At 33.8% G+C, this 17810-nt stretch carries 23 protein-coding genes and 1 pseudogene; 19 read left to right on the top strand and 5 right to left on the bottom strand.

Going from position 1 to position 17810, the window contains the following annotated elements; translation table 11 throughout:
- Positions 1 to 12: 12 nt before the first annotated feature.
- The 6 genes from Q9B79_RS03650 (at position 13) to Q9B79_RS03675 (ending at position 4536) form a co-directional block, all read left to right on the top strand.
- Positions 13 to 951, top strand: a complete 939-nt coding sequence (locus tag Q9B79_RS03650) for an aminoglycoside phosphotransferase family protein (RefSeq protein WP_306182653.1) — start codon at positions 13 to 15, stop codon at positions 949 to 951.
- Positions 952 to 964: 13 nt separating this feature from the next.
- Positions 965 to 1708 carry a metallophosphoesterase family protein gene (locus Q9B79_RS03655; protein WP_306182654.1) on the top strand — a complete coding sequence of 248 codons (744 nt, stop codon included), beginning with the start codon at positions 965 to 967 and terminating at the stop codon, positions 1706 to 1708.
- 105 nt (positions 1709 to 1813) lie between these two features.
- Positions 1814 to 2482 carry a nucleoside/nucleotide kinase family protein gene (locus tag Q9B79_RS03660; protein WP_306182655.1) on the top strand — a complete coding sequence of 223 codons (669 nt, stop codon included), beginning with the start codon at positions 1814 to 1816 and terminating at the stop codon, positions 2480 to 2482.
- 27 nt (positions 2483 to 2509) lie between these two features.
- Positions 2510 to 2971 (top strand): hypothetical protein, encoded by a 462-nt coding sequence (locus tag Q9B79_RS03665; RefSeq protein WP_306182656.1) that lies wholly within the window; start codon positions 2510 to 2512, stop codon positions 2969 to 2971.
- A gap of 92 nt (positions 2972 to 3063) precedes the next feature.
- Entirely contained in the window at positions 3064 to 3888 is an 825-nt protein-coding gene (locus Q9B79_RS03670) for a DUF2785 domain-containing protein (RefSeq protein ID WP_306182657.1), read from the top strand.
- A 333-nt stretch (positions 3889 to 4221) separates the two neighbouring features.
- Complete coding sequence (locus Q9B79_RS03675) at positions 4222 to 4536, top strand: DUF3892 domain-containing protein (RefSeq protein WP_000368864.1); 315 nt, start codon at positions 4222 to 4224, stop codon at positions 4534 to 4536.
- A gap of 80 nt (positions 4537 to 4616) precedes the next feature.
- Here Q9B79_RS03675 and Q9B79_RS03680 read toward each other — a convergent pair whose 3' ends face one another.
- Together Q9B79_RS03680 and pdxR are read right to left on the bottom strand one after the other, a co-directional pair.
- Entirely contained in the window at positions 4617 to 5063 is a 447-nt protein-coding gene (locus Q9B79_RS03680; protein ID WP_306182658.1) for a YaiI/YqxD family protein, read from the bottom strand.
- A gap of 81 nt (positions 5064 to 5144) precedes the next feature.
- A complete protein-coding gene (gene pdxR / locus Q9B79_RS03685; RefSeq protein ID WP_306182659.1) occupies positions 5145 to 6587 on the bottom strand; it encodes a MocR-like pyridoxine biosynthesis transcription factor PdxR in 1443 nt (480 codons plus the stop codon).
- A gap of 124 nt (positions 6588 to 6711) precedes the next feature.
- On the opposite strand from pdxR, the gene Q9B79_RS03690 reads away from it, so the two are divergent.
- On the top strand, positions 6712 to 7623 hold the full coding sequence (locus Q9B79_RS03690; RefSeq protein WP_306182660.1) for a DMT family transporter: 912 nt from the start codon (positions 6712 to 6714) through the stop codon (positions 7621 to 7623).
- An 18-nt stretch (positions 7624 to 7641) separates the two neighbouring features.
- Here the strand turns inward: Q9B79_RS03690 and Q9B79_RS03695 are convergent, their stop codons facing one another.
- Positions 7642 to 8109, bottom strand: a complete 468-nt coding sequence (locus Q9B79_RS03695) for an NUDIX hydrolase (RefSeq protein ID WP_306182661.1) — start codon at positions 8107 to 8109, stop codon at positions 7642 to 7644.
- A 95-nt stretch (positions 8110 to 8204) separates the two neighbouring features.
- On the opposite strand from Q9B79_RS03695, the gene Q9B79_RS03700 reads away from it, so the two are divergent.
- The 4 genes from Q9B79_RS03700 to Q9B79_RS03715 are packed head-to-tail and all read left to right on the top strand — an operon-like array spanning position 8205 to position 11005.
- A complete protein-coding gene (locus Q9B79_RS03700; RefSeq protein WP_306182662.1) occupies positions 8205 to 8612 on the top strand; it encodes a DUF3980 domain-containing protein in 408 nt (135 codons plus the stop codon).
- A gap of 17 nt (positions 8613 to 8629) precedes the next feature.
- A complete protein-coding gene (locus tag Q9B79_RS03705; RefSeq protein ID WP_306182663.1) occupies positions 8630 to 9100 on the top strand; it encodes a GNAT family N-acetyltransferase in 471 nt (156 codons plus the stop codon).
- 48 nt (positions 9101 to 9148) lie between these two features.
- Entirely contained in the window at positions 9149 to 10039 is an 891-nt protein-coding gene (locus Q9B79_RS03710) for an AraC family transcriptional regulator (RefSeq protein WP_306182664.1), read from the top strand.
- A gap of 24 nt (positions 10040 to 10063) precedes the next feature.
- Positions 10064 to 11005: a serine hydrolase domain-containing protein gene (locus Q9B79_RS03715; protein WP_306182665.1), complete on the top strand. Its 942-nt coding sequence runs from the start codon at positions 10064 to 10066 to the stop codon at positions 11003 to 11005.
- A gap of 202 nt (positions 11006 to 11207) precedes the next feature.
- On the opposite strand, the gene Q9B79_RS03720 is transcribed toward Q9B79_RS03715, so the two are convergent.
- A complete protein-coding gene (locus Q9B79_RS03720) occupies positions 11208 to 11963 on the bottom strand; it encodes a CPBP family intramembrane glutamic endopeptidase (protein WP_306182666.1) in 756 nt (251 codons plus the stop codon).
- 169 nt (positions 11964 to 12132) lie between these two features.
- Between Q9B79_RS03720 and Q9B79_RS03725 the strand changes: the two genes are divergently transcribed.
- From Q9B79_RS03725 to Q9B79_RS03750, 6 genes are all read left to right on the top strand, one after another.
- Complete coding sequence (locus Q9B79_RS03725) at positions 12133 to 13164, top strand: SDR family oxidoreductase (protein ID WP_306182667.1); 1032 nt, start codon at positions 12133 to 12135, stop codon at positions 13162 to 13164.
- Positions 13165 to 13223: 59 nt separating this feature from the next.
- Complete coding sequence (locus Q9B79_RS03730) at positions 13224 to 13655, top strand: SMI1/KNR4 family protein (RefSeq protein ID WP_306182668.1); 432 nt, start codon at positions 13224 to 13226, stop codon at positions 13653 to 13655.
- Positions 13656 to 14110: 455 nt separating this feature from the next.
- Positions 14111 to 14500: a GntR family transcriptional regulator gene (locus Q9B79_RS03735; RefSeq protein ID WP_306182669.1), complete on the top strand. Its 390-nt coding sequence runs from the start codon at positions 14111 to 14113 to the stop codon at positions 14498 to 14500.
- A complete protein-coding gene (locus tag Q9B79_RS03740; RefSeq protein WP_088029876.1) occupies positions 14488 to 15360 on the top strand; it encodes an ABC transporter ATP-binding protein in 873 nt (290 codons plus the stop codon). The genes Q9B79_RS03735 and Q9B79_RS03740 overlap by 13 nt, the downstream gene beginning before the upstream one ends.
- Positions 15348 to 15965 carry an ABC-2 transporter permease gene (locus tag Q9B79_RS03745; protein WP_306182670.1) on the top strand — a complete coding sequence of 206 codons (618 nt, stop codon included), beginning with the start codon at positions 15348 to 15350 and terminating at the stop codon, positions 15963 to 15965. The genes Q9B79_RS03740 and Q9B79_RS03745 overlap by 13 nt, the downstream gene beginning before the upstream one ends.
- Before the next feature lie 29 nt (positions 15966 to 15994).
- Positions 15995 to 16288 (top strand): YfzA family protein, encoded by a 294-nt coding sequence (locus Q9B79_RS03750; RefSeq protein ID WP_306182671.1) that lies wholly within the window; start codon positions 15995 to 15997, stop codon positions 16286 to 16288.
- Between the two features lie 94 nt (positions 16289 to 16382).
- Here Q9B79_RS03750 and Q9B79_RS03755 read toward each other — a convergent pair.
- A pseudogene (locus Q9B79_RS03755) lies at positions 16383 to 16451 on the bottom strand (WGR domain-containing protein); the annotation flags it as partial.
- Positions 16452 to 16649: 198 nt separating this feature from the next.
- Here Q9B79_RS03755 and Q9B79_RS03760 point away from each other — a divergent pair.
- Together Q9B79_RS03760 and Q9B79_RS03765 are read left to right on the top strand one after the other, a co-directional pair.
- On the top strand, positions 16650 to 17117 hold the full coding sequence (locus Q9B79_RS03760) for an NUDIX hydrolase (RefSeq protein ID WP_306182672.1): 468 nt from the start codon (positions 16650 to 16652) through the stop codon (positions 17115 to 17117).
- A complete protein-coding gene (locus Q9B79_RS03765; RefSeq protein ID WP_306182673.1) occupies positions 17118 to 17783 on the top strand; it encodes an alpha/beta hydrolase in 666 nt (221 codons plus the stop codon).
- The last annotated feature ends 27 nt before the right edge of the window (positions 17784 to 17810 follow it).

Here is a 17810-nt window from a genome sequence, read left to right on the forward strand (position 1 = left end):
GAGGTGAACGCTGTGAAGGAAATACTTAGAGAGATAGAGAGAAAGCTAGAATGGCCTCGTATTGTAAAATGTACAGCTATTTCAAAAGGTTTTTCACATGAAGAGAAATATAAAATAGAATTAGAAAGCAGAGAAACATATTTTGTGAAAGTATGTGATGTTGTCCATTTTGAACGTAAACAAGAAGAATATACGTATATGAAACAATTAGAGTCATTACATATTCCAACGCCGAAATTAATTCATTTTATAAAACTTGAGGAATTAAATAAATGTGTTCAAGTATTTGAATGGATCCAAGGTGTAAATGGTGAAGAAGGTTTAACGAAGCTATCGGTGAAAGAACAGTATTATGCGGGAAGAAAAGCAGGGGAAGTATTAAAGAGGATTCATTCAATTGAAAAAGAAAGTGCAAGTAATAAATGGGAAATGATTCGATGGAATAAGTATGAAAGATACGTAGAAGCGTTAGCAAACTATAAAATAGACTTCCTTGATTTGAAGCCAGTTTTAAGATTTGTAGAGGAGCATAGACAATTATTGAAAAATCGTCCAATCATCTTTTTACACGATGACTTCCATCCAGCAAATACTATGATTCATAATAAGGAATTTATCGTTATCGATTTTGGTGGATATGATTTTGGCGATCCTATACACGATTTTTATAACGTGGCGATTTTTACTACAAAAATAAGCAAACCATTTGCAGTTGGACAAGTTCATGGTTATTGCGGGGGAGAACCGTCACTTCATTTTTGGCAACTGTACTCCTTATATGCAGCAATGACATTCCCAGCGGATATCGTATGGACAAACCGAAGCACGCCCCATTTAGTAGATGATATGGAGGAAAGATTGAACGGAATTTTAGAAGATCATAATCATTTTTCATCCTATATTCCAAAATGGTATCAATCACATCATGAGGATATAATAAACTATAAGTAATGGAGGGATTCATATGGATAAAATAGCAGTAATTTCAGATATTCATGGTAATATTCCGGCATTAGATTCTGTACTGAAAGACATTAAAGTAAGAGGAATTGAACGCATTATTTGTCTTGGAGATTTAGTCGGAAAAGGCCCTCATTCTAGCGAAGTAATTGAAATCATTCGTAAAGAATGTGAAGTAGTTGTAATGGGGAACTGGGATGATTTTATTACAAAACCGACTGGATTTGAGGCGTTAAAATGGCATCAAAAACAACTATCGGAAGAACAAAATGACTATTTAAGAAGCTTACCATTTTCAATCGAATTTTATATGAGTGGCAAACTGATTCGTATGTTCCACGCTTCACCAAGAAGTTTATATGAAAGAATTCAACCGCACGCTTCAAGAGAAGAGCGTGTTAGTATGTTCGAAAATAGTGATTTGACGGAAAATATAGAAGGGGAAAGAAAACCAGATGTCGTTTGCTATGGTGACGTTCACCAAGCGTTCGTTCAAAATTTCAGAGGGAAAACGTTATGTAATGCTGGTAGCGTAGGCAATCCTCTTGAAATTACACAAGCTTCTTATTTAATATTTGAAGGAACGTACAATGAAAAAGAAGCAGCGAGCTTTTCTATTCAACTCGTACGTGTACCGTATGATATTGAATTAGCTATCAGGCTAGCAGAAGAACTCGATATGCCAGAAATTGAAGAATACAAACAAGAATTACGGACTGCTTTATATCGAGGGTTTAAGGGAAAGTAAGTCAAACATATCAACGATTCGATAAAGGATAGAGTTATTTACAAAAGGTTACACGGATTATTACTCGTAATTATGTTATGTAAACTAATTGTGAGGAGGAATATCATGAACCGAAAACAACGAATCAAAGAAATTGTAGATCACATATTAAAGCTAAACTTAACGCATCCAATAAGAGTTGGAGTAAGTGGTATTACAGCTTCAGGAAAAACAACATTTGCAAATGAATTAGCGGAAGAAATAAAAAAACGAGGATTACCAGTAACACGCGCCAGCATTGATGATTTTCATAATCCAAGAGTGATTCGCTATGCAAAAGGAAAAGAATCTGCAAGAGGGTATTATGAAGATGCACACGATTATACAGCTTTCAAAAAAAGGTTATTAAGCCCTTTAGGACCTAACGGGAATTTACAATATGAAACAATTTCTCATAATTTAAAAACGGATATTCCTGTACATAATGAGCCGTTAATGGCTCAACCCAATATGGTGCTAATAGTAGATGGAACGTTTCTATTGAAAAAAGACGTTGCGTATTTATTTGATTACAAAATCTTTGTAGATACAAATTTTGAGATTGCGAGAAAACGTGGTGCTAAGCGGGAAACTGAAGCTTTTGGAAGGTATGAAGAAGCAGAGAAGATGTTTTTGAACAGGTATCATGCAGCTTGTAAAATGTATATAGATGAGCATAATCCGAAAGAACTTGCAGATGTTTTATTTGAAAATAGTAAATTTGATGATCCAGTAGTTCTATTTAAAAGACATTAATACAGTTTATATAGGGGGAATGAACATGTGTTTAGATGGTTTCAAAAAAATAATAAAGTGAATGAAGAGAAGGATGGACAATATTTAGAAATCAAAAATGAACAGATAAATGAACAGTTAAAACAAAAAATAATGGAACTAGAGAGTATAAGTGAAGACATTTGCAGTAAGTATCAAAAAATATATGAAGAACGTTTTGCGCAAAATAGTAAATTAAATTTGAAGCTGTCAATTAAAAGAGATATAGACGGTGATGAATTAGAAGAACTAACATCTAATAATTGTTTAGAGTATGAATATAGATCAGAAATTAATTTTGAATATGATGCTTCAAAATCATGGGAAGTCTGTACTATTTTGCTTTGGTACTATTACCAAGGATATCGAAAAAGTAGTAGCATAGGAACACTTTATAGCGGAACGATTAATGAATTAGAAGAAGAAGTTAAAGCAACATTGGAAGAACTGTTACATAGTGAAGATAATTAATGATTCTATTTTATATTGCGTTAAGAATGGGTTTAATTTTATGATACTAATAGGGAATAATTTAGGAAGAGAAATTTAAAGGGGATAAAAAAATGACAGAAGTACTAGAACTAAAAGAAGAACTACTACAAATTAAAAATAATAATTATGCTGTACCAGAAGATGTAGATGCATATCCATATGCGCAGTGGATGCTAGATTATATCGGTTCACCTGATGCTGAATTACGTGATGATTTAATTTATAGTACGCTTCACACATGGATTACAAATGATGTGTTTAGACAAAAAGAATTACGAGGATTAATGCTACAAGCAATTAGTCCTGATTATTTATTTTATAAAATTGGTGAAAAGGGAACAGATTCTGTATTTAAACGTGCGTTCTCTGTATTAATCCCGCCACTTATTTTATCTGTTCATGAAAGAGAGCCGTTGTTATCGGAAGAACAGCTGTACAGTGTGGCAGAACAAGTACTGGAATATGTATATTTAGAAGAAGATGTAAGGGGTTACGTAGAAGGAAAAGGCTGGGCACATTCTACTGCACACGCTGCTGATGCACTCGATGCTTTAGCACGTACAATACAAAATCGTGAATTTTCATATGCAATATTAGCTGCTGTTCGTCAGAAGGTTCGATTAAGTGATTACGTGTATGTGCACTTTGAAGATGAGAGATTAGTAAAGCCAATTATGTCTTTACGTAACCAAAATCTTTTAACTGAAGAAGAGTGGAGCAACTGGTTACATAGTGTAGCAACTGTTGAAAATATCCGACATCCGCAGCATTCTATTTTAGTACAAAATATTAGAACTTTCCTAAGAAGTTTTTATTTCAGAGCTTTAGAGACAGAAGGTAGTACAGCCTTTACAGATGATATATTGGAGACTTTGAAGGGTTTACGTAGGTATTAAAAAACCGATTATACCTGTAGTCTCTCTACAAAAATAATCGGTTTTTTAGTTGTTTTGGGCAATTGATAAGAAATCTTTAGGGATTCTAGTAACATAAAATCTAGATTGCCGAAACTCTAAACAAATATCAGTTAAACGATTAATATCTATATGCACCTGAATCACTCTCCCTATTATATTTCGTCTCGATATAATAAATTATAAAGTTTCCAGGAAAATATTAACACTTAAATTCAGCTTAAATTAAGAAGTAAAGTCTTATTTAGTTAATAGAAAGGTACATAAAACCAACACCTCCCAACCATACTAAAAAATGTGCTGGAGGTGAATGAAATGGACAATAAAGACTTTGAAAAAGTTTATAATGATTACTTACATCAAGGAGAAGAGCAAGCTCAATTTGAAGTAGACAATGAAGTCAATTCAGGAGCAGAACAAATTGTTGCTGTTCGTAAAAATGATGATGGTGATTTAATTGCGTTTAAAACAAGTAGCGGGAGAGAGTTAGATTATATGACTGCTCTTAGTGAAGCGAAATCTGGGAAGTTAGCTCATGTAGATGTATTTCATAAGTATGGCAGAGATATTATACGTAGTGAACCTGATGGAATAAAGGAAAATAACTTAGATAATTTACCTTCATTTTAAAAGGGTAAACCTCAAGAAGAGAATGTTCATTTGGATATTCTCTTCTTTGTGTTGCGAAGTTTTCCTAGCAAATAGACAATTCATTTTTTAAGTGCGATCATACTTTTAAAGAGCACTCTAAATTTCTCTTTATCTTCTGCTGTAAATGGTTTCGGTCCCTTTGTCCGCTTACCACTTTTTCGAACCATTGCACTTAAATATCGTGTTTGTAACAATTGTTCAATGTTATCATTCGTATACTTATAGCCTTTATGATGTAGAACGATACAGCCTTTTGCTAAAGCAAGCGAAGCAAGACCGTAATCTTGTGTTACGATTAAATCTTCTTTTTTTGCTAACTGCATAATGCGGTAATCTGCAGCATCTGCTCCGGAATCAACATAAATTGTTTCCACACCTTTAGGCTGCTCTGCATTAGAATAATGAGAAAAGCTAGTAACGAGGGTTACAGGGATTTCTGCATTCGTAGCCTCAAAAATAATTACATCTTTTACAGGACAAGCATCTGCATCAACGTAAACTTTCATTTTTATCACTCCTATAACTAGGTTCGTGTTGATAATAATGGTAGATTTTTCTTTTGTCAAACGATAGAGCTTTATGTAAAGTTATTTTTCACAAACTAAAATAGCCTCACGCAAACGAGAAATACCTTCCTCAATTTGATCAATTTTCACTTTTCCATAAGATAAACGAATATAACCATCTTTCGCACCGAAAATACTACCGGGCATAAAGGCGATTTCTTGTTTTAAACTTTGCATAATAAGTTGCTTTTCATTTATTGGTTCTTTTAATTTTCCCCATATGTACATACCACCGGTTGGGTTTGAAAAAGAGATTTTATCGTGAAGTTGCTCGTTTAGGGCGTGAACGATAACGTCTCTTTTTTCTGCTAGTTGTTTTCGTAACGGTACGATATGAGACTGAAATGGTACAGTTTCAAAAAATTGCTGCATAAGCCACTGCGGGAAAATGCTCATACCTAATTCCATTTGGTGCCTTGCGTCGGATAACCGTTCTACTACAGACTGCGGAGCGACAAGCCAGCCAACTCGTAAACCTGGTGCAATCATTTTTGATAAGGAATGTACATAAATGACAGTTCCATTTTCATCAATTGATTTTAAAGTAGGACAAGGTTGTTTCTTTTCTAGCGTAAGTAAACTAGACGGATCATCTTCCACAATTGCAATTCGTAAGTCTGCGCAAAGTGATAATAGTTTTTTTCTCCGGTTTGGATGCAGCATTGTTCCCGTAGGATTTTGGAAGTTTGGATTTAAAAAGATCATTTTAATCCGATGCTTTCTATATAATTCTTGCACATCGTCTGGATTAATACCATTTTCATCGACAGGTAACGGGAAAATACGAATACCTGCTGATTGGAATAGCGGTAAGGAATAACAGTGTGAAGGACTTTCGAAAGCGACTGCATCACCTGGATTTAATAAACATTGCACGATAAGGTGAAGTGCTTGTTGTGCGCCAGAAGTAATCATAATAGACTGCTCAGTCGCTTCAACTTTTAAATATTCCTTCATATATTTTACTACCGCTTGTCTCAGCGGGAGATAGCCTTGTGGATGATCGTAACTTAATGAGTGTGTTAACGGTTGTTCTCGTAAAATCGTTTGTAGTTGATCGTGAGGATAGAGGTTACAACCGAGCTCTCCGTTTGCGAAATCAATGATGTTTTCATTTTGTTGTACTTCTGCACGAATATGGCGAAGTAAAGGTAAGTTTGGTAAGAAAGTACCACCTTCTACGAAATTTCTCCAGTTCGGCGTTAATGTTGGAGAAACACCCCACATATGTGTACTTACACGTGTCCCTTTACCAGTCGTACTTTCTACAATTCCCATAGCACGTAACTCATTATAAGCAGTAGTAACTGTACTTCGATTTACATTTAACTGCGTAGCTAATTTCCGTTCGGAAGGTAGGAAGCTTCCTGGAGGAAGTTCGCCGTATGTAATACGTTTCTCAATAAAGTCAACAACTTGCTGATAAATGGGGACTTTACTGTCGTTATCTAGCTTCCATTCCATACAAACGCCTCCGTATCTCTTATATACATTCAGTATAACAAATTGGCTGGGTAAAAAAACAGCCAATTGGACGGTGTTATATCCAGCCAATTTTACTATGCTAAATATGGAAGGGGAGATTCGGATGAAACGATGGCAAATGGAATGGCTCCTAGTATCAGTAGCATTAGTATGGGGAGCAAATTATACAATTGGAAAGTATGGTGTGGCATATATGTCATCCATTCAATTTAATAGTTTACGATTTTTAGTAGCATCTCCGATATTATTACTTATTACATTTTTAATGGAACGCTCATTACGTATTGAAAGAAAAGATTGGTTACGATTAGTAGCAGTCGGTATCGTTGGTACGGCAATGTATCAAACGATGTTTATGCTATCTGTGAAATATACTTCAGCAACGAACGCCTCATTATTAATTGCGATGTCACCTATTTTTACAGGGATATTAGCAGTATTACACAAACAAGAACGTTTTTCGATGAAAGTACAAATTGGTTCAATAGTAGCGTTTATTGGTGCAGCATTCGTTTTATTAACAGGGCATACAGGAGGAGCTACTTACGAATATGCTTGGCTCGGAAATGTAATTGGATTAGTCGCAGCAATTGCGTGGGGATGGTATCCAATATTAGCGCAACCTCTTATTACAAAATACTCCGCAATGAGAGTCACATCATGGTCTACTTTAATTGGAATTGTACCTCTCGTAATATACTGTTTATTCAACGTAAATTCTTTAACGTGGCCAGTAGATACGCCAAGCTGGGGATCATTAGCATATTCTATCATCTTTGCGACCATCTTCGGACTAGCAATGTGGTATGTCGGTATTAGTAAAATCGGCTCAACGAAAGTAATGGTTTATATGTATCTTGTGCCATTATTTGCAGTGATCTTTGCAGCCGTAACAATCGGAGAGCAAATCAATATGATGCAACTAGTTGGCGGACTTATAATCTTTATCGGCTTATATGTTGTAAAAAAAGGCGGAATCAAAAAGCCAGCTCTCAATTTGAAAAAAGTAAGTTAACAGTAAAAAGAATCTCTTTCATATAGAAGGAGATCCTTTTTTATTTCGTATTAAAAGCGCTTGTTCAACCGCCCATTTTTGATGATCGTGAATGAGAAGCTCTACAGCAAGTAAGGGAGACATCCATCGCAAAACATGATCCTCCTCACAATTTTCAGTTTGTTTCTGCACCATGTTCGCAGTGTAAAAGAACCCATCATTTAAATAATATGTATCTTCCATTTCTGCATAAAAATATCGTGCCGCATTACCGATATATTGATCAATTTCAATTGCCCATCCTAATTCCTCTAGTAATTCACGATGCAAACATTCATCTTTTGTTTCATTACCTTCCATACCGCCACCAGGTAAAAAGTAACGGTCTCCTTTTTGGATAACAGCAATCATTAAAGAAGATGAATGGAAAATAATCGCATAACAACTAGGTCTTAATACATAATGAGCGGTACTTTTTTTCGAGCCAAATGTGAGTTTTGAAATCATAAAACCAACCTTTCTCTATAAAATACATAAAAGTAATATTAAGGTAAATAAAGAGTGGAATAAGTATAATCTGAAAAGATTGGAGTGGTAACAACATGATAAATCGAAAATGTTCAAGATGTAAAGAAATAACAGGTACGATGCACGGTGGTAAAAAAATTAAGGAAGAATTTCTATGTGAAGACTGTTTGCAAAAAGGAATTGCGAGCGGGGAGATCGAATTATCACAAGTGGAGCAAGAACAAACTTCGTATCTTTCTATAAAAATATTAAAAATAATGAGTGTGATTTATTTAATAGGATCAATTTTAATGGCTTTTTCAACCGGTCCATTTATACATAATATGGGGTTTGATGAAATATCAAATTCAGGATCAGAATTAGGTTTAATAAGTATAGTTATGCTAGGTACTATATTCCAGTCTGTACTTGTATTTTGCGGGATATGGGTATTCATTCTATTAGTAGAAACCGTCATTAAAATTTATGAAAAAATGAAGTGAGTGAGAGGGAGAAACATATGCGAGTAAGAAACATCCAAGGGGAAGATTATGTAAAGATTCATTCAGTTTTAAATGATTGGTGGGGCGGGAGAGACATGGCTGACATGTTACCAAAACTGTTTTTCGTTCATTTTCAACAAACAAGTTTTATCATTGAAGAAGATGGAGAAACGTTAGGTTTCTTATGTGGATTTTTTTCACAAACATATAAAGATGAAGCATACGTTCACTTTATCGGTGTAAATCCGAAGTATAGAAGAAGAGGAATCGCATCGACATTGTATTCTTACTTCTTTGATGTTGCGCGTGCAAATAATCGTAAGATTGTAAAAGCAATTACTTCACCAATTAACAAAAAGTCGATACAGTTTCATCAAGAAATTGGTTTTCGAATTGAGGCTGGGGATGATGAGGTAGAGGGTGTATCGGTACATACAAATTATGATGGGAACGGCGGTAGTAGAGTATTATTTTTGAAAAATGTGTAAAATTAGGCTAGCTTAACGTTAGCCTTTTTGTTGTGAGGAGATAAAAATATGGAGAGTAAACAAAGTAGAAATGAGTACTTACGCCGCATTTATAAAGTGCAAGATTATATAGAATTACACATAGATGATCCACTTTCAATTGAAAAGCTAGCGGATGTAGCAGGATTTTCAAAGTTTCATTTTCATCGTATTTTTAAGGGGATAGTAGACGAGCCATTATCACGGTATGTAAACCGATTAAAATTAGAAAGAGCAACAAATTTACTTACATACCGTTTGGATATGACAATTACAGATATTGCGTACCACTTCGGATTTACAGATTCAGCAGTTTTCTCCCGAACATTTAAAAATTATTACGGAGTAAGTCCGTCTCAATATCGAAACGATAATAGCAAGAATTGCAAAGACGTAAATGAACCTTCTCAATACAATGAATATAAGAAAGTTCGAGGAAATGTTGAAATTGTAACAGCGGACGATATAGACGTCGCATACGTAAGACATATCGGTACATATGAAGAGCTAACGATAGCTTTTCCAAAAATGATAGAGAAATTATTTCATTACGCAGCGGAGGAAAACTGTCATGTATTTGAGGATACGAAAGTATTAACCATTTACCACGATCATCATGAATTTACTGAGGACAATCATTTACGAACTAGTTTATGTATAACAATTTCGAATGAGTCCGCAGTAGAAACGAACGACATTGGAATCATGGTAATACCTTCTGGAAAGTATGCGGTAGGTCATTTTGAAATATTCCAAGATGAATATAAAGGAGCGTGGGATTTCTTATACGGTGAGTGGCTTCCCAATAGCGGATATAAGCCGAGAGATTCATATCCTTTTGAAATGTATAAAAATGACCCAAGGCAGCACCCGGAAAATAAACATATAGTTGATATATATGTACCTATCGAACCTTTCTAATCATAGGTTAAAGGGGAAGGAATAATGAAAACTGCTGAAAAGTTAGATCTGATTATAAAAGAAGAATATGAAAATGTTAATGGTATGTTAGTAATACAGAAAGGTAATGTTATTTTTGAAAACTATTATAACGGTCACGGTCCAAATGATGCATTTCATATAGCGTCAGTTACAAAAACGATAATCTCTGCGTTAATTGGGATATGTATAGATAAGGGCTATATAAAAAGTGTGGATCAAAAAGTAATAGAAATTTTCCCAGACTATAATTGTAATTCATCTGAAATAACAGTGCGGCATCTACTTACGATGACAGCTCCATACCCTTATGCAGATTGGCAGGAACCACTAGAAGAATTATGCACACAAAAGGATTGGATAGAATATACGTTAAATAGAATTGGACAAGGCGGAGAAATTGGGTCTTTTAAATACTCATCTGCAGGAGCGCATGTACTATCAGCAATCATAACGAGCGCAACAGGAAAGAGTGCCCGGGACTTTGCGAATGAATACTTATTTCAGCCACTCGGCATGAGAGAACTTCAAAACTACAATATGAAAGCATTTGGATTCGATGACTTATTTGGAAAAGATGTAAAGGGATGGGTTCATGATCCAAATGGTATTTCGACGGGCGGCTGGGGACTAACGTTAACAGTTAAAGATATGGCTAAGTTTGGACAGCTGTATTTGAATAAAGGTATTTATAAGGGAAAACAAATATTAGCAAAATCATGGATAAAAGAATCGACAACAATGAACCAAAATCAATATGGTTACTTATGGTGGTTACGAGAAGAGGATGGAATCTTTTCATACTGTGCAATGGGCGATGGTGGGAATGTGATTTGCTGCATACCAGAGAAGGAACTGGTGGTGGCGATTGCTTCTGAAGTCATACCGAATGCAGGGGATAGATGGAAGTTAATTAAAGAATCCATACTTCCTTATTTAAACGATTAATATGGTTATTTCTATAAAAATAAGAATAAAAGGTTTAGTTAAACTTGTTTTATTCTCTATGATAGAAAAAAGTGTTGTATTAACCAAGTTGTGCAACTAAAATTATAAAACTTCAACCCCTATACGATTATCGAATAGGGGTTGAAGTACTTAATGAGCTAATTATTAAGATACATAAAAATGAAATGTTTTTTATTGTTAACTATTTTTTAACTTTTTGATGTATAAGGTACATCATGCCAAACACAATTACCAGCAAGATAAATTTAATTAATTCCATTAGGCTAATATCCCATCTTGTTTCTACTCCATCTGTTAAATAAAATACATTAAACATACCATGTAAAATTGCGGGTGTTATCACAGAACGGCTATACTCTCTCGTATACGTCAAAATTATAGATAATATAAATAATAACGAGAGATAGCTTAATATACCTACAAACCATAATTCATAGTTTTTATAAAAGATTGATACTGGTAAATGCCATAAAGACCAAAGCGATGCAGTAATGATTGCTGTTTGTTTTAATGAATATTTTTTTCGTAAATGGTAATGAAAATTTCCACGCCATATGATTTCTTCTAAAAATGCAGACAAAGCAGCAATTGTAAGACCAATGAGTAGGAGAAATCCTAATTCATTACAATGATGAAATAAGAATTTTATATTATAAATATAAAAATAGAAATGCAGACATAGACCTAGAAGTATTGGGAATAAAATGGAGAAAATTAATGTTCTTATTTTTGGACGTGAAATTCCAAATGTATGAACTATTTTTTGTTTCTTATATAATTTCCGATATAAAATAGCAGCTAAAAGCGGAATAACCATCGTAAACCCTAAATAATTACGACCATTTTCTATGTTCAGTAAGATGATATATACAAGCGATGTGAGAAAATAAATACATAATGTTGAATGATAAACTATGTTTCTATTCATATTTTTCACCTACTTACATGTATAAGTGCTTAATCAAATATCCGATATTTTAATTATATATGAAATGGAAATTACATATGTTGAACTTGCAGAAAAAATCAGACCAACCCCGTAACTTTCCACAGCAAAAAATCGTTTAACAAAAGAAAGGATTTTCAATTACGAATGGGGGAGAACCATGAAAATTCTAATTCTAGGCGGTACACGATTTTTAGGAAGAGCTTTCGTAGAAGAGGCTTTACAGAGAGGACATGAAGTTACGTTATTTAATCGCGGAACGAATAAAGAAATTTTTCCTGAAGTAGAGCAGTTAATCGGTGACAGAAATGATGATGTCTCAATTTTAGAAAATCGAAAATGGGACGCGGTAGTCGACACGTGTGGATTTTCTCCTCATCACATTAGAAATATCGGAGAAGTCTTACAGAATAATATAAAGCATTATATATTCATCTCAAGTCTTTCCATATATAAAGATTGGATTCCGCATCATATAAAAGAAGATTATATATTACAACCTGAACCTACGGATGATCAAATAAAGACTGTGGAGAATGGTGAAGTTTCTCCTTATGAGTATTATGGTGCGCTGAAAGTATTGTGTGAAAAAGAAGCAGAGAAGTATTGGCCGGGGCGTGTTTTACACGTAAGAGCAGGGCTTCTTTCAGGGATGTTTGATTATACAGACCGGCTTCCATACTGGATTGGGCGTGTAGCAAAGGGAGGAGAAGTGTTAGTTCCAGGAAGAAAAGACCGCCCAGTGCAGGTAGTGGATATAAAAGACGTCGCAAACTGGGGACTAAACATGGCAGAAAACAATAAAGCAGGTACATTCAATGTTACAGGTCCAAATTATGAATTGACGATGGAAGAGCTATTAAATACGTGCAAAAAGGTCACGAATAGTGATGCTGCATTCGTTTGGGTAGATGAATCATTTATGAATGAACATAAAGTACAGCCTTGGACAGAGATGCCACTATGGCTTCCAGAAACTTTTTCATTAGAAGGTGAAACGAAGCCGTGGAAAGGTGGTTTTTCTATTAGTATTGAGAGAGCTGTTAAAGAAGGACTTACCTTTAGAAGGTTAGAACATACGGTTACAGATGTGTATGAGTGGATGAAGAGTGTGGATGAATGGGAATTAAAAGCAGGTATTTCAGGTGAGAGGGAGAAAGATTTGATAGAAAAGTGGTATGAATCAATTTAGGGAATCCTCTTTGTCTATACTTGATTGAACGTAAGCGATGGAAGGAAGGATAAAAAGCTATGTGGAAAATCACCATTCGTAGTATTTCACAAAACTTAAGTTTCAAAAATCCAGCTACAAAGAATGAACTCGCTGAAGTTCACAAAAATTTGCAGGTGGAATTACCGAATGACTTATATCAATTATTACAGGAAACAAACGGTGTACAAGGTGAATATGGGGACTTTATATGGTCTGCTTCAAAAATTACAACTGAAAATATGAATATGAGAAATATAGTTGATTTCAAGGATTTATATATGCCTTTTGACTGTTTATTATTTTTTGCTGATGGTGGAAATGGTGATTTGTTTGGTTATTCCATTTTGAATGGAATCGTGCAAAGAGATGATATATATGTATGGAACCATGAAAATGATAGTAGAACGTGGGTTGCTCCTTCTTTAAAAACTTTCATGGAGTGGTGGGAGAGTGGGAAGATAACAATTTAAACATAGTATCATGAAAAACGCCTTGTTACGAAAGAAACAAGGCGTTTTTGGCAATTAACAAATCTATCACACTATCGATTCTTCCCCATACATGTCCCATAACTTAGAAAACATCTTTTTTATCCTTCTTCGTCATCTTCATTCCAGTCTAACTTGATATCAACTTCCTCAGAGTGTTCTTCTGTTTCAAACTCTTTTTCTTTCACATTACCAGCTGTGCCAATTTCTCCGTAAAACACAACGTAGTCTTTATACCGTATTAGATAGCAGTAAGACCTCCAGCTCAAAATCGAGCAAATACGAGGAAGCCCCGTATAAATAAGTTGTATGAATTACATTTATTATTAGATTATGTTTGCGACTATATTTTGGAAATTTTCTGTCGATTTACAATGTGCGATAGTATATATTGTATATAAAGTATATATACAATATTTTTAAAAAGAGGTATTTGCATGCAAATCGTTATTACGAACACTTCAAAGGAACCTATTTATGAACAAATTGGCGTCCAAATAAAAAAACTTATTTTACTAGGTGATTTAAAGCAAGGAGATGCTCTTCCTTCAATGCGTCAGTTAGCAAAAGATTTAAGAGTAAGTATTATTACAACGAAAAGAGCATATGAAGAACTGGAAAAAGACGGTTTTATTTATTCAATTGTCGGAAGGGGGTCCTTTGTAGCAGAACAAAACATTGAAACTATGAAAGAACAAAAATTAAAGACAGTTGAGGAAAAGTTGTGTGAAGCGATTCAAAATGCTAAACAAATGGATGTTTCTTTAAATGATCTAAAAGAAATGCTTACAATTTTATACGAGGAGGAAAACTCTTGGAAAACGTAATAGAACTTCAAAATGTCAGTAAATCTTTTAAAGGATTTCAAATTAAAAATTTTTCGATGGAAGTAAAAAAAGGATTTGTTACGGGTTTTATTGGGGGAAATGGATCAGGTAAATCTACAACGATTAAAATGATTATGAATTTAATGAACCCAGATAGTGGAAATGTCTCCTTATTTGGCATGAACTATTCAACTGATGCGAAGCGAATTAAAGAAAGAATTGGTTTCGTTTATGACGATAATGTGTTTTATGATGAACTCACATTAAAGGAAATTACTAAAATTATTGCGCCTGCTTATAAAAAATGGGATTTTAACCAATTTACATATTATAAAGATCTGTTCGAATTACCATTAAATAAAAAAATGAAAACATTCTCCAAAGGAATGAAAATGAAAGCCTCTCTTGCAATTGCCCTTTCACATCATGCTGAACTAATTATTATGGATGAGCCTACTTCCGGACTCGATCCGGTATTTAGAAGAGAATTATTGGATGTTTTACAAAATATTATGCAGGATGGTGAGAAAACTATCTTTTTCTCATCTCATATTACAACGGATTTAGACCGCATTGCCGATTATATTACATTTATTCAAAATGGGAAGCATATTTTTACAAAAGATATTTATGCCATTGCAGAAGATTATATTTTGGTCAAAGGACCACTAGATATGTTAGATTTTGAAACTGAGCGTGAATTTATATCTGTATGTAAGGCAAATACAGGTTTCGAGGGATTGATTGAAAATGTAAATTCTATCGAAACTTTATTTAATAAAGAAGTGGTGATTGAAAAACCAAGTTTAGAGGATATTATGTATTTCATGAAAAAGGGGGAGTCAAGATGCTTAATTTAATTAAAAAGGATTTGATTTTACAAAAAAACTTTTTACCTGCTTATCTCTTATTTTTAGTTACCTATTTGTGGGCCGGCATGGATGTAGCATATGTCATAATCATTTGTAGTGCCGTTTTTGTAATTAACACATATCAATCTGATGATAAAGATAATGCTAATATTTTAGTAAACTCATTACCGTATACTAGGAAGGAAATTATTAGTTCAAAATACGTTGGAACCTTATTTTTTACAATAGTAATCATTCCATTTTGTTTGATTGGAAAATATTTTATTTTAGACAGCATGGAATTTCAGCTTTCCTTAGAAAGTTACATCCTAGGCTTCTTGGCAGTCATGTTGATTACTGCATTTTACATCCCATTTTTTGTTGCATTTAAAGTGAAAACACTTGTACCAGTTTTTATATTTTTATCTATTGGAGTTATATATTTAATGCGAAATACTCCATATTTATTAAATAAATATGCTAATGGCGTACTGACCTTTTTAAAAGAGATTTCAGATTTGAAATTATTTCTTATATTTGCTGTCATTGCAGTAGGGTGCTATGGGGTTTCATGGATATTATCTATTCGTAACTATCAGAACAAGGCTCTTTAATAGCAAGTTCTAAAAGGAGGATCATTTAAATGCCATCAAAAAAATGGCGTCCTATTCGAATACGAAATTGGCTGAAAACTCTTGGAGCATTTTTCGTTATGCAACTAATTTTTATCATCCTTGATATGAATTCGTGGATACCGAATTTCAAGGAAGGAGGAGTTGGGGAGCGTCTCGTTAATTCAGAGTTCTTTACGGAATGGTTCGCTCCTTATAAAACAAAGCAATTTAACGTATTAACGGTAGTTATGGCTATTTTACTATTCCTAAATATATTAACAAGTGTAATAAAAGACGCTTTTTCTAGAAAAAAAATTAATTAGCACATAAGTTGACCTTGCATCTTTTTTAATAATGTCTTAATGATATTTAAAAACAACAGGGGAAAGATAAAAACCTCACTTATTGAAGTTTTACTCTATCTTTCACAACGATTTTCAAAAACTTATTTGATTTCTCAGTTTGCTGGATTAATAACGTTTCCATTCGTACCCCCATAATGTTTTTCTGGTGTGCTCTGTGATTGTATCATATGTATATACCTGTAATGATAAAGGGTAAGTCTAATTATCGGAAAGTTCGAAACTTATTGAATAAAATGGGGAAATTTAGTAATCTTATTTGTACAGCACATACATAATAGTTTTATAGCGATTTTTAAATAAAGTATAGGGGGAAATCGGTGTGGATCTAACATTTAAAGTTGAAGAAACATGTTTTAACTACCGCGTCGGAGCAATTTGTAAACATAATAATAACATACTCATTCTGCAAGGTGACGGTGAAGATTTTTGGTATGTACCAGGCGGAAGAGTAAAAATGTTAGAAAATAGTGAAGATGCGTTAAAACGAGAGCTTGCTGAAGAGTTAGCCGTTCCTATTGAGGTGAAGAGATTAATATGGTCGGTAGAAAATTTCTTTACACTTTCTGAACGAAAGTTTCATGAAATTAGTTTTTATTATGAAGTAGAACTAAAGGAATTACCCGTGAATGGAGCGGATCAATATATTTTGAATGAAGAGGATAGAACATACAAGTTTAAGTGGGTGCCTGTAGATGAGTTACATGCATATAACTTACAACCAGTATTTATAAAAGAGAAAGTAAAGGATGTATTCGTTCATACAGAGCATATCGTTTTACAAAAGTAAATGTACGCGGAGGGAAAAACGGTGAAGGGAACAAAAAAAGAGATTCATATAGACGGAAAAGTAATTCCATATACACATATTGAAAAAGGTTCTAGTACGGTTTGCTTTATGTTCTCAGGTTCAGGATACAATTACGATAAGCCGTTATTTTATTATGCGACGATGCTTATGCTCGAAAATAAAATAGATGTAGTACATATTCATTATTCTTATGACGAACAAGTAATGAATAAACCAATAGAAGAACTAACGAAAGTAATGATGGATGATATTAATCCTATAATGAAAGAAGTATTAAAAGGTAAGCAATATAACGATACTATGTTTTTAGGGAAATCACTCGGAACCATTCCGATTGCAAATGATGTAATGAAGAGAGAAGAGTTTTTACAGTCAAAAATGATACTACTTACACCTTTACTAACATTTGAATCTATTTTCGACTCCATTTTACATAGCCATCACGAAGGGCTTTTAGTAATTGGAGATAAAGATCACCAATATAATGCAGATCAAATTAATCAGTTGATTAAAACGAATCTAACGATCGATGTTGTTAAAAATGCAAATCATTCTGTAAATGTTGGGGAATATGAAACAGAGAATTCAATTGAGGCGATAGCAAATATAATAGAAAAACTTAAAGAAGTTATTAGGACAAACTAATCTATCAATACATAAAAAAAGAGGTGC

The organism is Bacillus sp. MHSD_36 (genome assembly GCF_030757775.1).
In the GTDB taxonomy this organism is placed as follows: Bacteria; Bacillota; Bacilli; order Bacillales; family Bacillaceae_G; genus Bacillus_A.

What these genes read in the sequence shown, in the direction of transcription:
- Q9B79_RS03735 (WP_306182669.1), top strand. Translation starts at nt 14,111, where the DNA reads ATGCAAATCGTTATTACGAACACTTCAAAGGAACCTATTTATGAACAA.
- Q9B79_RS03700 (WP_306182662.1), top strand. Translation starts at nt 8,205, where the DNA reads ATGATAAATCGAAAATGTTCAAGATGTAAAGAAATAACAGGTACGATG.
- Q9B79_RS03745 (WP_306182670.1), top strand. Translation starts at nt 15,348, where the DNA reads ATGCTTAATTTAATTAAAAAGGATTTGATTTTACAAAAAAACTTTTTA.
- Q9B79_RS03715 (WP_306182665.1), top strand. Translation starts at nt 10,064, where the DNA reads ATGAAAACTGCTGAAAAGTTAGATCTGATTATAAAAGAAGAATATGAA.
- Q9B79_RS03695 (WP_306182661.1), bottom strand. Translation starts at nt 8,109, where the DNA reads ATGATTTCAAAACTCACATTTGGCTCGAAAAAAAGTACCGCTCATTAT.
- Q9B79_RS03690 (WP_306182660.1), top strand. Translation starts at nt 6,712, where the DNA reads ATGAAACGATGGCAAATGGAATGGCTCCTAGTATCAGTAGCATTAGTA.
- pdxR (WP_306182659.1), bottom strand. Translation starts at nt 6,587, where the DNA reads ATGGAATGGAAGCTAGATAACGACAGTAAAGTCCCCATTTATCAGCAA.
- Q9B79_RS03710 (WP_306182664.1), top strand. Translation starts at nt 9,149, where the DNA reads ATGGAGAGTAAACAAAGTAGAAATGAGTACTTACGCCGCATTTATAAA.
- Q9B79_RS03730 (WP_306182668.1), top strand. Translation starts at nt 13,224, where the DNA reads ATGTGGAAAATCACCATTCGTAGTATTTCACAAAACTTAAGTTTCAAA.
- Q9B79_RS03765 (WP_306182673.1), top strand. Translation starts at nt 17,118, where the DNA reads ATGTACGCGGAGGGAAAAACGGTGAAGGGAACAAAAAAAGAGATTCAT.
- Q9B79_RS03670 (WP_306182657.1), top strand. Translation starts at nt 3,064, where the DNA reads ATGACAGAAGTACTAGAACTAAAAGAAGAACTACTACAAATTAAAAAT.
- Q9B79_RS03680 (WP_306182658.1), bottom strand. Translation starts at nt 5,063, where the DNA reads ATGAAAGTTTACGTTGATGCAGATGCTTGTCCTGTAAAAGATGTAATT.
- Q9B79_RS03655 (WP_306182654.1), top strand. Translation starts at nt 965, where the DNA reads ATGGATAAAATAGCAGTAATTTCAGATATTCATGGTAATATTCCGGCA.
- Q9B79_RS03675 (WP_000368864.1), top strand. Translation starts at nt 4,222, where the DNA reads ATGGACAATAAAGACTTTGAAAAAGTTTATAATGATTACTTACATCAA.
- Q9B79_RS03750 (WP_306182671.1), top strand. Translation starts at nt 15,995, where the DNA reads ATGCCATCAAAAAAATGGCGTCCTATTCGAATACGAAATTGGCTGAAA.
- Q9B79_RS03725 (WP_306182667.1), top strand. Translation starts at nt 12,133, where the DNA reads ATGAAAATTCTAATTCTAGGCGGTACACGATTTTTAGGAAGAGCTTTC.
- Q9B79_RS03705 (WP_306182663.1), top strand. Translation starts at nt 8,630, where the DNA reads ATGCGAGTAAGAAACATCCAAGGGGAAGATTATGTAAAGATTCATTCA.
- Q9B79_RS03660 (WP_306182655.1), top strand. Translation starts at nt 1,814, where the DNA reads ATGAACCGAAAACAACGAATCAAAGAAATTGTAGATCACATATTAAAG.